General features: G+C 62.2%; 14 protein-coding genes, 1 tRNA gene and 1 pseudogene. 8 read left to right on the plus strand and 8 right to left on the minus strand.

Annotation, left to right across the window (positions count from 1 at the left end; all coding sequences use genetic code 11):
- Positions 1 to 29: 29 nt before the first annotated feature.
- From K0P03_RS16660 to K0P03_RS16675, 4 genes are all read right to left on the minus strand, one after another.
- On the minus strand, positions 30 to 815 hold the full coding sequence (locus tag K0P03_RS16660; protein ID WP_272790137.1) for a rhomboid family intramembrane serine protease: 786 nt from the start codon (positions 813 to 815) through the stop codon (positions 30 to 32).
- Between the two features lie 33 nt (positions 816 to 848).
- Positions 849 to 1,427, minus strand: coding sequence for a cob(I)yrinic acid a,c-diamide adenosyltransferase (locus tag K0P03_RS16665; RefSeq protein ID WP_023514936.1), 579 nt, complete (start codon positions 1,425 to 1,427; stop codon positions 849 to 851).
- Positions 1,428 to 1,435: 8 nt separating this feature from the next.
- A complete protein-coding gene (locus K0P03_RS16670) occupies positions 1,436 to 1,633 on the minus strand; it encodes a twin transmembrane helix small protein (RefSeq protein ID WP_023514935.1) in 198 nt (65 codons plus the stop codon).
- A gap of 101 nt (positions 1,634 to 1,734) precedes the next feature.
- Entirely contained in the window at positions 1,735 to 2,583 is an 849-nt protein-coding gene (locus K0P03_RS16675) for an SDR family oxidoreductase (RefSeq protein ID WP_272790138.1), read from the minus strand.
- A gap of 190 nt (positions 2,584 to 2,773) precedes the next feature.
- Between K0P03_RS16675 and K0P03_RS16680 the strand changes: the two genes are divergently transcribed.
- Entirely contained in the window at positions 2,774 to 3,718 is a 945-nt protein-coding gene (locus tag K0P03_RS16680; protein ID WP_024271139.1) for a YihY/virulence factor BrkB family protein, read from the plus strand.
- On the opposite strand, the gene gluQRS is transcribed toward K0P03_RS16680, so the two are convergent.
- A complete protein-coding gene (gluQRS, locus tag K0P03_RS16685; RefSeq protein WP_272790139.1) occupies positions 3,665 to 4,573 on the minus strand; it encodes a tRNA glutamyl-Q(34) synthetase GluQRS in 909 nt (302 codons plus the stop codon). The two genes, K0P03_RS16680 and gluQRS, sit on opposite strands and share 54 nt — an antisense overlap.
- A gap of 153 nt (positions 4,574 to 4,726) precedes the next feature.
- On the opposite strand from gluQRS, the gene K0P03_RS16690 reads away from it, so the two are divergent.
- Entirely contained in the window at positions 4,727 to 5,377 is a 651-nt protein-coding gene (locus tag K0P03_RS16690) for a DNA-3-methyladenine glycosylase family protein (RefSeq protein WP_037408559.1), read from the plus strand.
- A gap of 105 nt (positions 5,378 to 5,482) precedes the next feature.
- Positions 5,483 to 6,040, plus strand: a complete 558-nt coding sequence (locus K0P03_RS16695; protein ID WP_024271138.1) for an HNH endonuclease — start codon at positions 5,483 to 5,485, stop codon at positions 6,038 to 6,040.
- A 70-nt stretch (positions 6,041 to 6,110) separates the two neighbouring features.
- Here K0P03_RS16695 and K0P03_RS16700 read toward each other — a convergent pair whose 3' ends face one another.
- Complete coding sequence (locus tag K0P03_RS16700) at positions 6,111 to 6,623, minus strand: disulfide bond formation protein B (protein WP_443020582.1); 513 nt, start codon at positions 6,621 to 6,623, stop codon at positions 6,111 to 6,113.
- 166 nt (positions 6,624 to 6,789) lie between these two features.
- Between K0P03_RS16700 and K0P03_RS16705 the strand changes: the two genes are divergently transcribed.
- Positions 6,790 to 6,874: transfer RNA gene (locus tag K0P03_RS16705), tRNA-Leu, on the plus strand.
- Positions 6,875 to 7,110: 236 nt separating this feature from the next.
- Positions 7,111 to 7,280 (plus strand): annotated as a pseudogene (locus K0P03_RS16710) (transposase); the annotation flags it as partial.
- 113 nt (positions 7,281 to 7,393) lie between these two features.
- Here the strand turns inward: K0P03_RS16710 and K0P03_RS16715 are convergent.
- Positions 7,394 to 7,702, minus strand: a complete 309-nt coding sequence (locus tag K0P03_RS16715) for a hypothetical protein (RefSeq protein ID WP_037408539.1) — start codon at positions 7,700 to 7,702, stop codon at positions 7,394 to 7,396.
- 779 nt (positions 7,703 to 8,481) lie between these two features.
- Complete coding sequence (locus K0P03_RS16720) at positions 8,482 to 8,955, minus strand: hypothetical protein (protein ID WP_272790141.1); 474 nt, start codon at positions 8,953 to 8,955, stop codon at positions 8,482 to 8,484.
- A 266-nt stretch (positions 8,956 to 9,221) separates the two neighbouring features.
- Between K0P03_RS16720 and K0P03_RS16725 the strand changes: the two genes are divergently transcribed.
- The 3 genes from K0P03_RS16725 to K0P03_RS16735 all read left to right on the plus strand — a co-directional run bounded on the left by K0P03_RS16725 (position 9,222) and on the right by K0P03_RS16735 (position 11,962).
- Positions 9,222 to 9,554 (plus strand): hypothetical protein, encoded by a 333-nt coding sequence (locus tag K0P03_RS16725; RefSeq protein ID WP_024271135.1) that lies wholly within the window; start codon positions 9,222 to 9,224, stop codon positions 9,552 to 9,554.
- A 424-nt stretch (positions 9,555 to 9,978) separates the two neighbouring features.
- A complete protein-coding gene (locus K0P03_RS16730; RefSeq protein ID WP_023511887.1) occupies positions 9,979 to 10,242 on the plus strand; it encodes a BON domain-containing protein in 264 nt (87 codons plus the stop codon).
- A gap of 76 nt (positions 10,243 to 10,318) precedes the next feature.
- Entirely contained in the window at positions 10,319 to 11,962 is a 1,644-nt protein-coding gene (locus K0P03_RS16735; RefSeq protein ID WP_272790142.1) for an AMP-binding protein, read from the plus strand.
- Positions 11,963 to 11,970: the final 8 nt, after the last annotated feature.

The following is an 11,970-nucleotide window of genomic DNA, read 5'->3' on the forward strand; positions in this document are numbered from 1 at the left end:
TTCACGTCAATTTTCTCAGAACGACATGCTCACCGTCCCCAATGGGTCGGCGGCACGGAGGGGCGCGCGGCAGTTTCCTCGGCAGCAACGGGCGTCGCCTCGACATGCCGCACCGCCTTTGGCGTGACGATGGTGCGGTCGAACAGCGGCACACCCCGCCGCCGCAGCACGAGCACCAGAAGCGCGCCGGCGAGGATGCCGCCGACATGGGCGCCCCAGGAAACACCGCTGTCGCCGTCAACCACCAGCATGTAAAACTGCTGGGCGATCCAGAAAGCGAGCGGAATGACTGCCGGCAGCGGCAGGGGAATACGGAAGAACACGAGCACCCAGACGCGCACTTTCGGATGCAGCAGGAAATAGGCCGCCACCACACCGGATATCGCACCCGAAGCACCGATCAGCGGCGCCTCCGAATCCGGTTGCACCAGACCGTGCACAAGCGCTCCCGCCGCCGCGCAGAGCAGGTAGAAGAGCAGGAAGCGGAAGTGTCCGAGCGCATCCTCGACATTGTCGCCGAACACCCAGAGGAACAGCATGTTCGAGGCAAGATGCATGAAATCACCGTGCAGGAACGCATAGGTGATGTAGGTCGCGTCCTCCGGCACCAGCACCAGGCTTGCCTCCAGGTCGGCGAAATCGAAGACGACAGCCGGGATATAACCGAGGCCGACGACCGTCGCATCCGAGAAGGCCTGCGTGGAGGCAAGCCCCGTCACCAGCCAGACGACGACATTAATCACGATCAGGCTGATCGTGACATACTGCACCTTGATGTATTTGAGGGCGTTCGCGTCATGCAGCGGTATGAACATGGATCCCCTTCCCAAGGCTTGCTGGAAGCGAGCTTACCTGTTCTTGCCCGGAACCCACAATATGTCCGTACGGCCCTTCTCGTTGACCCAGCGCGCCGCAACGAAGAGGAAGTCGGAGAGCCGGTTGATATAGGCTGCAGCCGCGGCCGAGACCGCCTCGCCCTCGATATCCTGCAGGGCGACGACGCGCCGTTCGGCCCGCCGCGCGACGGTGCGCGCAAGATGCAGCGCCGCCGCGGCCGGCGTGCCGCCCGGCAGGACGAAGGAGCGCAGCGGCTCGAGATCGGCATTGAGCAGGTCGATTTCCGTCTCCAGCCGGTCCACCTGCACCTGCGCGATGCGCAGCGGCTCATAGTCGAGTTTTTTCCCGGTCTCCGGCGTCGCAAGGTCAGCGCCGAGATCGAAGAGATCGTTCTGGATGCGCATCAGCATCGCGTCGAGATCCGGATGGTCTGCCAGATGCTGGCGCACGAGGCCGATGCAGGAGTTCGCCTCGTCAACCTCGCCATAGGATTCGACCCGCAAGTCGTGCTTCTTGCGGCGTGGCCCGGCAACGAGGCCGGTCGTGCCGTCGTCGCCCGTGCGCGTGTAGATCTTGTTGAGCTTGACCATGATCCCCCTCAGCGCCCGCCGCCCGTGATCCAGAGCGTCAGCATGATGAGGACGATCGCGATCGCCTGCAAGAGCACGCGAAGCTGCATCAGCTTGTTCGAGGTGTTGCCGCTGCCGCCCTTGGCCATGTTGACGAGACCGCGCACCAGCACGATGGCGACGAGGCCCATGACGAGCAGGGTCATGAAGGTGAGGAAGGAAGACATGCCAACGATCCGATTTGATTTCCGTCAGCCCTATTCAAATAGGGCATTTCGCACAAAGTGCACGCTTTTTGCTGGCGAGCCCCCTGCGACGCCGCGACGCGTCAGCCGAGCCTGCCGATGATCCGGTAGAAGAGCGCGGCCGGCAGCAGCTTCTTCAGAAGAGCGCCCTGCTTGGCCGGCGTCGTCACGATGTAGTGCGGCCGCGGTGCTTTTGCCGTCAGCGCATGGCGCAGCACGGCATGCACTGCCTCAGGTCCAAGCTTTCCGCGTGCCGGCTTTGCCTCGCCGCGCAACCGCTGCAACTGGCGGCGATACTCGTCCGCATGTACGGAGTTTTCGAGATCGATGTTGCGCTCGATGTGGACTAGTGCATTGGCCGTGAAGCGCGAGGTGATCGGCCCCGGCTCAATGAGACTGACATGCACGCCCGAACCCGCAAGCTCCATACGCAGCGTCAGCGACAGCGCTTCGAGCGCGAATTTCGAGGCATTGTAGGCGCCGCGCCAGCGATAGGGCACGATGCCGAGGATCGACGAGCACTGCACGATGCGCCCGCCCCCCTGCCCGCGCATGACGGGAATCACCCGTCGCGTCAGATCGTGCCAGCCGAAGACATTGGTCTCGAACTGTAGGCGCAGCGCCTCGACCGGCAGGTCCTCGACGGCACCGGCCTGACCATAAGCACCGTTGTTGAAGAGCGCGTCGAGCCGGCCGCCGGTGCGCGCCAGCACGGTTTCGACGAACGCAGCGATCGACTCCGGCTGCGTATAGTCCATCAGGAGAGCCTCAATGCCGTCGGCCTCTAGGCCTGCGAGGTCTTCCTGCCGGCGTACCGTCGCAAAGACCCGCCAGCCCTCCGCCTTCAGCGCCCGGGCGCAATAAGCACCGATGCCCGAGGAGCATCCCGTCACGATGATGCTCGGCGGCGTTGTCGCATTCGAAGAAGGCATGTCGGTTTCCTGTACAAATCTGCTCGTGTTTCCCATATTCACCACCAGCGCACCGCCATCGCCATCCCGCGCCGGCGTGGCAAGCCATTGAATCCGGGCCGCCCTTGAACCGACCCCGGTGTAAGGGGTTATACCCGGGCAGACAATGCGAGAGACGGCCGAAGACGGCCGCGAGGACCTGAGATTGCAGATGCCGACCGCCATCCGTCTTGCCTACAAGGTCGTCTTCGACGCGATCTGGCATTTTTCCGAGGACGACGGCTGGGCGATGGCGAGCCATGTCGCGCTGTCGACGCTGCTGGCGATCTTCCCCTTCCTGATCTTCGGCACGGCGCTCGGCTCTTTCCTCGGCGCCGACCAGTTCGCCGAAACCGCCGTGCATCTCATCTTCGATACCTGGCCGGAATCGATCGCCGCACCGATCTCACGCGAGGTCGTCGCGGTGCTCACGATCCCGCGCGGCGGCCTGCTCACGGTCTCCGTGCTCGCCGCCGCCTACTTCGCCTCGAACGGCGTGGAGGCGCTGCGCGTCTCGCTCAACCGCGCCTACCGGGTGGCCGAGACGCGCTACTGGTACGTGACGCGCCTTGCCAGTCTCGGCTTCGTCATCGCCGGCGTGCTGGCGCTGGCGGTCCTCAGCATCGTGCTCGTTGCGGCGCCCCTTGCCGTGCGGGCGACGGGCGACTGGCTGCCGTGGCTCACCTATGTCTATTCCTGGGTGGAAAGCTGGGGACTGTTCGGCACCATCCTGGTGCTGCTCTCCGGCCTTCTGATCGCCCATCTGTGGCTGCCCGCCGGCCGGCGCAAGATCGCCGACGTGCTGCCCGGCATCCTGGTGACACTCATCGCCTGGGGCATCGGCGCCTATGCCTTCGCCTCCTACCTCACCACCTTCGCCAATTACGTCTCGACCTATGCCGGTCTCGCCTCGATCATGATCGCGCTGGTCTTCCTCTACATCGTCGGGGCGATCTTCATCATCGGTGCTGAAATCAACGCGGCCCTGATGAAATACCGGGTGAAGCACCTGATCCTCGACAAGGTCCGCGGCGTCCGCAAGCCACGGCAGCCCGAGGAGGACTCAATGGAGGACGAAGCCATAGCCCGCGAGCAGGGCGCGAATGCCGGCAGGTGAGATGCCCCGTTCCCGGTAGGCCGCAAGGCCGGTATCCTCATTGCTCTTGGACAGTTTCCGTCCATCCGGCCCCGGCACCAGCCCATGATGCCGGTAGGAGGGCGCCTGCAGGCCGAGCAGGCTTTGCAGGAGGCGATGCACCGCCGTCGCATGAAAGAGATCCTGCCCGCGCACCACGTCGGTGATACCCTGCACCGCATCGTCGAGCACCACGGCAAGATGGTAGCTCGCCGGAGCATCCGGCCGCGAGAGGATGACATCGCCCCAGCGTTCCGGTCTCGCCGCAACGATACCGGTCTCTCCCTCCGGCCCCTCGCCCGCCTCCGACCAGGTCAACGCCTCCGGCACGAGCGCCAGCGCCTTGCCCATATCGAGCCTCCAGGCGTGCTGGCGACCCGCCGCAATCCAGCCAAGCGCCTGATCCCGATCGAGCGAACGCTCGTCCGTCGGGTAGAGCGGCGCACCGTCCGGATCGCGCGGCCATGTCCCGCCCGCAGCCTCCTGCGCCAGAACCCGCGCCTTCACCTCGCCACGGCTGAGGAAGCCCGGATAGAGCACGCCCATGGCCTTCAGCCGTTCCAGCGCCTCACCATAGAAGGCAAGGTGCTCCGACTGGCGCCGCACCGGCCTTTCCCAGTCAAGGTCCAGCCAGGTGAGATCGCGATAGATCGCCGCCTCGAATTCGGGCCGCGACCGGGCGGGATCGATGTCTTCGATGCGCAGGAGGAAGCGCCCGCCGCAGGCCGCAGCAAGGTCATGGTTGAGGATCGCCGACAGCGCATGACCGAGATGCAGAAGGCCATTCGGGCTCGGCGCAAATCGGAAGACACGACGTTTTGACAAAGCAGTTTGCATGGGGTCTTCTGGCACGAAGAAGTGCGTTACGCCACCAAGGCATGCCGGGCAAAGCTGCGCAGCGTTCTACGGCAGGGCTACGCGGACAATTGAGGACCCAAACCGCCAAGGCCGCGGTGGCAGCAAGGATCGAGGCCTCTTAAGAAAATGCAGTTGCACATGATCAGGACGGATGCGGATGTCGCGGCGGGTCTCGTCGATCTCGCTTTGCTCGATGCACGTCTTTTCACCGTCATCGACAAGGCCGGCCCCGTGCCGCTTCGCCGCCTTTCGCCCGGCTATCGCGGCCTTGCCGGCATCATCGTCGCGCAGATGGTCTCGCGCGCCAGCGCCGATGCCATCTGGCGCCGGCTCGAGGAAACGGCCGGCGACATCACCCCCCATCACATCCTCGGCCTTTCCGACGAGGACTGTCGCACTGTGGGCCTGTCGCGCGCCAAGGCGGAGACACTGCGCCGCGCCGCTGATGCCGTCGATCGCGGCGAACTCGACCTCGATGCGATCTGCCATATGGAGGCAACGTCAGCGGCCCGGAAGCTGACCGCGATCAAGGGCATCGGGCGCTGGACGGCGGATGTCTATCTGCTCTTCTGCGGCGGCCATCCGGATATCTTCCCCTCCGGCGATATCGCTCTGCAGAATGCAGTCGCCCATGCGCTCGGCCTCGCGGTGCGCCCGAGCCCGCAGGAACTCGACCGGATCGCGGAAAGCTGGTCGCCCTGGCGCGGCGTCTCGGCCCGGCTGTTCTGGGCCTATTATTCCCGGGAGATGCGGCGCGAGGCGGCTCCGGTGCTCGAAGGCTGAGCCGTCGCGAAATTGCTTGTTTTCGCTTTTCCTTTCCCGCTTCACAATGCTGTAACAACGGGCCTAATATAGAAGGGCAGATGCCGAATCGATCAGGAGAAGCCCTTGACGATTTCTGTTTCACCACAGGCCCTGCCAGCCCTTGTACTGAATGCTGACTACAGGCCGCTGAGTTATTACCCCTTGTCGCTCTGGTCCTGGCAGGACGCGATCAAGGCCGTGTTTCTTGACCGCGTAAACATCATCGCCGAATACGAGCATTCGGTGTCATCCCCGAGTTTCACGATGCGCCTGCCAAGCGTCGTGTGCCTGAAAACATACGTGCAGCCGTCACGTCATCCGGCCTTCACCCGGTTCAACGTGTTCCTGCGCGACAGGTTCGAATGCCAGTACTGCGGGTCGCCGGACGACCTGACCTTCGACCATGTCATCCCGCGTGCCCATGGCGGCGAGACGACCTGGTGCAACGTGGTCGCGGCCTGCTCCCCGTGTAATCTGAGAAAAGGCAGCAAGCTGCCGAAGCAGGCGGGCATGCACCCGCATCAGAAGCCCTACCAGCCGACGGTTCAGGATCTGCACAACAACGGGCGACTGTTTCCACCCAACTATCTGCACGAAAGCTGGATGGACTATCTCTACTGGGACGTCGAACTGCAGCCCTGATGCCGGAACCGCAGAAACGCCTGGCGTTTTTGCGGCACCAACAGGCATTTGCGCCCGGGCTGCGGGTATATCACGCTTTCGCCGACCGCACGCCTGAAAAGGAGATCGCGGCGAGGATGAGGCTTGCGATCACATTCCACCCGGCAAAGGAGAGGCCGAGGAGCCGGAAGGAGGCTTCCGTGCAGGACGGCCCGTGCTTGGCGTTGAGATCGGAGAGGAGATCGCCGGCATTCTGCGTAACGCCCTGCGCGGAGGTCGCGCAGGTCGCAGGCCCCTCCCAGAATCCCCATTCGACGCCCGCGTGATAGACACCCATGCCCGCGCCGACGAGCATCATGATACCGGCGATCGCGAGCAGCAGCCGCGTCAGCCAGGCTGGGCCACCGAAGAGGGCCGATAGGAGGGCGGCGACCGCCACCGGGATACCGTAGTAGTAGGGGTCACGCTGCAGCAGGCAGAGCGCACAGGGAATATAGCCACCGATATGTTCGAAAGCGAGCGCCCCGCCGACGGTCGCCGCCATGCCGAGCGTCAGGAGGCCTGCGGATGCCTTGCGGGAAAGGTCGAGAGATGCCGTCATCAGGGTCGTCCAATCGGGCCAGCGGGGTACCGGCGAAACGGCGCCGAGTTCTATCAGGTGAGGCGGCTTTGTAAATCACCCGCACAAACAAGTGATCGTCCGCATACGGGGATTTGCCGGTTGCCGCCCGCGAGCGCTTCGTGTAAACGGCGATGGCTGCAAGTGCCGTGCCCCATTGGCGGAACTGGTAGACGCGCTCGACTCAAAATCGAGTTCCGAAAGGAGTGCTGGTTCGATTCCGGCATGGGGCACCATAAGCATTTTTTTTCATTGTTTTTCCTATATAAAATTGGCCTAAACACCCGAGAAAATCTCTCAGCCGATTTTCTTGGACACTTTTGTTCTCAGTTTCGTCTTCATCGTCGAGCGAATCAGCCGGCTTCGACAGCATGCCAATGACACTCCTCGCCAATCGAGTTGCTGCAACCTTCCGCAGGCCGTGAGCGCTGCATTGTGGCGGCCTCGTTCGTCACAACGAGGAGACGAACGAATGAAGCGTTCATGCTTCGCGGAAGAACAGATCATCGGGATATTGAAGGCGCAGGAGGCGGGCACGAAGACGGTCGATGTATGCCGCAAGCACGAGATCTCGGATGCGACCTTCTGCAAGTACAAGGCGAAGCATGGCGGCATGACGTATCGGATGCCTCCAAATTGAAGGGCAAGCGTGGCGTGATGGCCGCGTTTTTGTGCAACGCCGATGGCTAGGTGTCCACTTAAGGGCTACGCACAAACCGGCTCGCCCCAGATATTCGCATCTATGAGCTCACCGCTTAATCTTTAACGGGCTTCACAAGCGAAACCACTCTCGGCTTCGACGGCGCGTCCAGCCACTCAATCCATTTTCCTCGTTCATCGATTGTGTCGAAGAACCGCCAGAGTTTGTAGCCCTCATCCGTTGTTTCCAGCATCTCGCCAAGAGACGCGAGTTCCAAGGGCAAGGTCACCTCGTTGCCGTCAAAGCGTACGAAATAGATGCCATCGGCGGCAAGCCGAACGACTTGTCCGGTACCATAGGTCCCGTCGAGATCATCGACCGTGAAGTACATGCCGGTTAAGGCATCGCGGGTTTTGTCATTCATGAAATTTGATGCCCGTCCTGAAAATGCAATCATGGAGACCTATGAGCATCTGGTTGAGGAAGACAAGATGCTCAATGCAGTGCGCACTCATAAGATCAGATATTGCCCTGCATCGCCCGTGACGCACTTTGCTCTGGAGTGCCGGCCTTACCGTCGCGCCTCCACTGACGCCACAACGAAGACCAAAAGAAAGACAGATTCGTCGGAGAACGTTTGGCGGTGACCGGTGAGCTAACGACGAGCTCAGCACCTCTCCTGCTGCGAACGTCATGGAACAACAAGCGGGCGCCCCCCTCAGGAGCAACCGGCACCAGGCGCCTGGGTTGATAGGGAGCCGTTTCAAACCACGGCTCCAAGCCGCTCTCAGGTATCCACTTGAAGAAGTCTTTCATGCACCGCCGCGCCTAGCCACTCAGCATGTCGTGCCCTTAAGGCTACCATCATTGAATGATGCACGTCCCCGGCCAATCGCTGCATTGGCGCCCAGCGCAGCTCGCAAGTGACGCGGTGGCAATCAAGATGCAGGCGATGGCAATGATGTTCCTCAATGTGTCGTCCCCTTGTGCGTAGCACTATATTCGGCGTTCAACAGGTGAACCAGGCTATCGGCCCGCTCTATTCCCAGCCCGTCTTGCGGTTCCCCGTTTATCTCCGCCGTCATCCCCGTGAAAACATCACAGACCGCCCCACAGGCCCGTGCCGTCCTTGCGAATGTCGGTCTGGCGATATCCGCCACCGGTACCTTTCAGAGCCCTGGCGGATGCAGCCCCCCGCTCCAACTAGTTGGGATAACAATGGAAGGCGATGTAGATGTCGCCATAGTCGTACCAATAGGACATCTCATACGAATATCCGTCGATGCGCCTTCCCTGGATGTTCGCCATATTCTGATGCCCGGCGATGAAGACGGTATTGTTGTTGTTGTTGCGTTGCCAGCGCTGCCGCATCTGCCCGCAGACTTCATTCACCATGGTGGCCGCATGTTCTTGGTAATAGATGCAGGGATCGTCGGAATTGCCATTTCTCGGATCGACCTGCGACCCGTCAGACCGGCGGGTCTCGATGCGCTTAGAAGCGCAATAGGCGCGCACGGCCTGATCGTGTTTCCCTTGAAAATAGAGTTCCAGGTAGACGTGAAAATTTTTGCTGACCGCCTGCCGCCGGTTTGCCTGCCCCTGATTGACGGCGATGTCCTGGCGAATCGTGAAAATGAGCTTGTGATGATCGTTGTCGAGATCGTCCGGTACCGGCATCGTCCCCTCCCCGTTCAGATTGGAGAAGGAAATCACACGGGGCACGCCCCGACAAGCAACGTTGCTTCGTCTCGTTGATAAAGTCTAATGACCTCAACGCATACGCGTACACACCATGGCTCAAGGTCGCCTCCTATTCCGGGAAGAAAGTACCTGGTGCCAGTGAATAGGCCGACTGGATCAGCCGTGTTCCTTAGACAACCGGGAAGGAACACGCGAGGATTTTCGCACGTTCAGGCCCGACAACCGCGCGGAATGGAGGGCATATGGGCGACTGGACCTTGTTCATCATAGGGCTTGCCATCGTCCTGGCGTTCTCCTTCACCCTGAACACGTTCTTCCTCGGCTCATTCGTCGCGGGCATGAAGCGCTACCTCCTGGGGCGCATCCTGGGTGGCACAATACGAAACACCCGGATCGACCATGAGGCGACGCATCGTACGCTCGGCCTGTTCGGGCTTCAGACACGCCATGGCGGGCCGGGCGAGGAGGAGATCGATCGCCTGCGCCCGAAGCGCTGGCAGGAAATCCTGACCTGGATCTGCTATATCGGCATGGGTGCGGGCTTCGCGCTCATGATCTACGCCAAAGCCCGATAGCCACAATCCGGCTGCGCCCCCAAGCTGCTGGATGTGCTGGCCTGGGGGCTCGACCAACAGGCGGCCGACGAATGCCGGCAGAAGGCGTTCTGCCGCCCTGCATCGGCGAGGAGCGCGAGATATCCACCGCCCTCAACAGTCAGTTGTGCGCAATCGATAGAATCAGGTTTTCATCTAGTCCTTCAAAAAATTTGCTTTTTAGCGGGAACAAATTTTGCAGAACCGCATTTACCCCGTGCAACGACAGACACCCCCGGATGTGGTTGCGGAGGGGGACCCGAGAGCGATGTGCACGCTCTTGGGTCTCAACCATTTTGGGGGCAAGGCCGCCGATAGCGAGCAAGGCCCATCTTTCCTTCAGCCGCAAAGAACAAACAGGTTCATCCCGCGTTTTCCTGCAGACGCCGAGCAAGAGGAGTGCGACATGGTCTTCAAGGAAGGTACCTTCAAGGGCGAACCGCCCGAACATTTCGATGGTCCCCACCCGGCCTGGCTGGAAACGGCGGTAGCGGACGCACTGTCCATCGCGGGCGACGTGGATGCCTCCGACGTCACCGTGACCTGCAAGGGCACGCGCATCATTCTTTCCGGCAGCATCGGCTCCGCGGAAGAGGCGGGCAGGGCCGTCGCGATTGCCGCCGCCGTCAAGGAGGTCCGTGAAGTGGACAACCGCCTCTCCTGGCTCTGACATACGCGAAAAGCCGCCATTGCCGGCGGCCCCTCCGGAATGCTAGGTGCAATGCAGCAAACTGGAGTGACGCCGGATGCTCGCCGAGAGACCGACCTATGATGCGCTTTACCGGGATTTCCGCTGGCAGATCCCCGGGCGCTTCAATATAGGCACCGCGGTTTCCAATGCGTGGGCGGCGCATGCCCCCGACCGGGTCTGCCTTGAGCATTTCCTGCCCGATGCCCCGCCGCGCGCGCTCACCTATGGCCAGCTGGCCGAGCAGTCGGACGCCTTTGCCGCCGCCCTAGCGGCAGAAGGGGTAACGGTTGGGGATCGTGTCGCCATCCTGCTGCCGCAGGGTTTCGAGACGGTCATAGCGCATCTGGCAATCTACAAGCTCGGCGCCATCGCCCTGCCGCTTGCCCTTCTCTTCGGCGCCGATGCGCTGTCCTTCCGTCTGAAGAATGCCGAGGCAAAGGCAATCGTCACCAATCGCTTCGGCCTGGAACGCCTGAAGCCGATCCGGGCCGAGCTGCCGACGCTGGATCTGGTGATCACCACCGAGCCGGGCAAGGACGCCTCGGCAAAATCGTTCGAAGAGCTCATCGCTCGCCATGCCGGCCCTTTCGCAGCCGTAGACAGCGGCCCGGACGACCCGGCGATGATGATCTACACGTCTGGCACGACGGGGCCGCCGAAGGGGGCACTGCACGGCCACCGCGTGCTGCTCGGTCATGTGCCGGGTTTTCAGATGCATCACGAGTTCCTGCCGCAGCCAGGCGACCGCATCTGGACACCATCGGACTGGGCCTGGGCAGGCGGACTTCTCAACGTGCTCCTGCCGGCGCTGCTGCTCGGCGTGCCCGTCGTCTCCTCGCCGGGCCAGAAATTCGACCCCGACATGGCCTACCGCATCATGCAGGACATGAATGTACGCAATGCGTTCATCCCGCCGACGGCGCTGCGGCTGATGAAAACAGTCGCCAATCCGCGCGAAAAATACCGGCTGAACCTGCGTACCATCGGCTCGGCCGGTGAATCGCTCGGCCGCGAGACCTGGGAATGGGTGCGCGACACGCTCGGCGTCACCGTCAACGAGTTCTACGGCCAGACGGAGTGCAACATCGTGCTCGGCTCGATCGGCAAGCTCGGCGTGTCGCGACCCGGGCCGATCGGCAAGCCGGTGCCCGGCCATGTCGTTGCCATCATCGATGCGAACGGCCGGGAAGTGCCGCGCGGCACCGTCGGCCAGGTCGCAGTAAGGCGACCCGATCCCGTCATGTTCCTCGGCTATTGGAAGAACGAGAAGGCAACGACGGAAAAATTCATTGGCGACTGGATGACGACCGGCGACCTCGGCCGCATGGACGAAGAGGGTTACGTCACCTTCTTCGGCCGCGACGACGACGTCATCACCTCCTCCGGCTACCGCATCGGGCCGAGCGAGATCGAGGATTGCCTTGCCGGACATCCGGCCGTGCAGCTCGCTGCTGCCGTGGGCAAGCCTGATCCGGTGCGCACGGAAATCGTCAAGGCCTATGTGATGCTGCGCCCCGGAAACGCGCCGTCGGACGCCCTTGCAAACGATATCCGCGACTGGGTGAAATCACGTCTTTCCATGCACGAATACCCACGCGAGGTGGACTTCGTCGATGCCCTGCCGCTGACGACCTCGGGCAAGGTCATCCGCCATATCCTGCGCAAGCGCGCAGCGGAAGAAACACCCTTCGCCGCCTAGTTTTTCAG

This window comes from Shinella sp. HY16 (assembly GCF_028534175.1).
Classification (GTDB): domain Bacteria; phylum Pseudomonadota; class Alphaproteobacteria; order Rhizobiales; family Rhizobiaceae; genus Shinella.

What these genes read in the sequence shown, in the direction of transcription:
- K0P03_RS16665 (WP_023514936.1), bottom strand. Translation starts at nt 1,427, where the DNA reads ATGGTCAAGCTCAACAAGATCTACACGCGCACGGGCGACGACGGCACG.
- K0P03_RS16730 (WP_023511887.1), top strand. Translation starts at nt 9,979, where the DNA reads ATGGTCTTCAAGGAAGGTACCTTCAAGGGCGAACCGCCCGAACATTTC.
- K0P03_RS16680 (WP_024271139.1), top strand. Translation starts at nt 2,774, where the DNA reads ATGCCGACCGCCATCCGTCTTGCCTACAAGGTCGTCTTCGACGCGATC.
- K0P03_RS16670 (WP_023514935.1), bottom strand. Translation starts at nt 1,633, where the DNA reads ATGTCTTCCTTCCTCACCTTCATGACCCTGCTCGTCATGGGCCTCGTC.
- K0P03_RS16720 (WP_272790141.1), bottom strand. Translation starts at nt 8,955, where the DNA reads ATGCCGGTACCGGACGATCTCGACAACGATCATCACAAGCTCATTTTC.
- K0P03_RS16675 (WP_272790138.1), bottom strand. Translation starts at nt 2,583, where the DNA reads ATGCCTTCTTCGAATGCGACAACGCCGCCGAGCATCATCGTGACGGGA.
- gluQRS (WP_272790139.1), bottom strand. Translation starts at nt 4,573, where the DNA reads ATGCAAACTGCTTTGTCAAAACGTCGTGTCTTCCGATTTGCGCCGAGC.
- K0P03_RS16660 (WP_272790137.1), bottom strand. Translation starts at nt 815, where the DNA reads ATGTTCATACCGCTGCATGACGCGAACGCCCTCAAATACATCAAGGTG.
- K0P03_RS16725 (WP_024271135.1), top strand. Translation starts at nt 9,222, where the DNA reads ATGGGCGACTGGACCTTGTTCATCATAGGGCTTGCCATCGTCCTGGCG.
- K0P03_RS16735 (WP_272790142.1), top strand. Translation starts at nt 10,319, where the DNA reads ATGCTCGCCGAGAGACCGACCTATGATGCGCTTTACCGGGATTTCCGC.
- K0P03_RS16715 (WP_037408539.1), bottom strand. Translation starts at nt 7,702, where the DNA reads ATGAATGACAAAACCCGCGATGCCTTAACCGGCATGTACTTCACGGTC.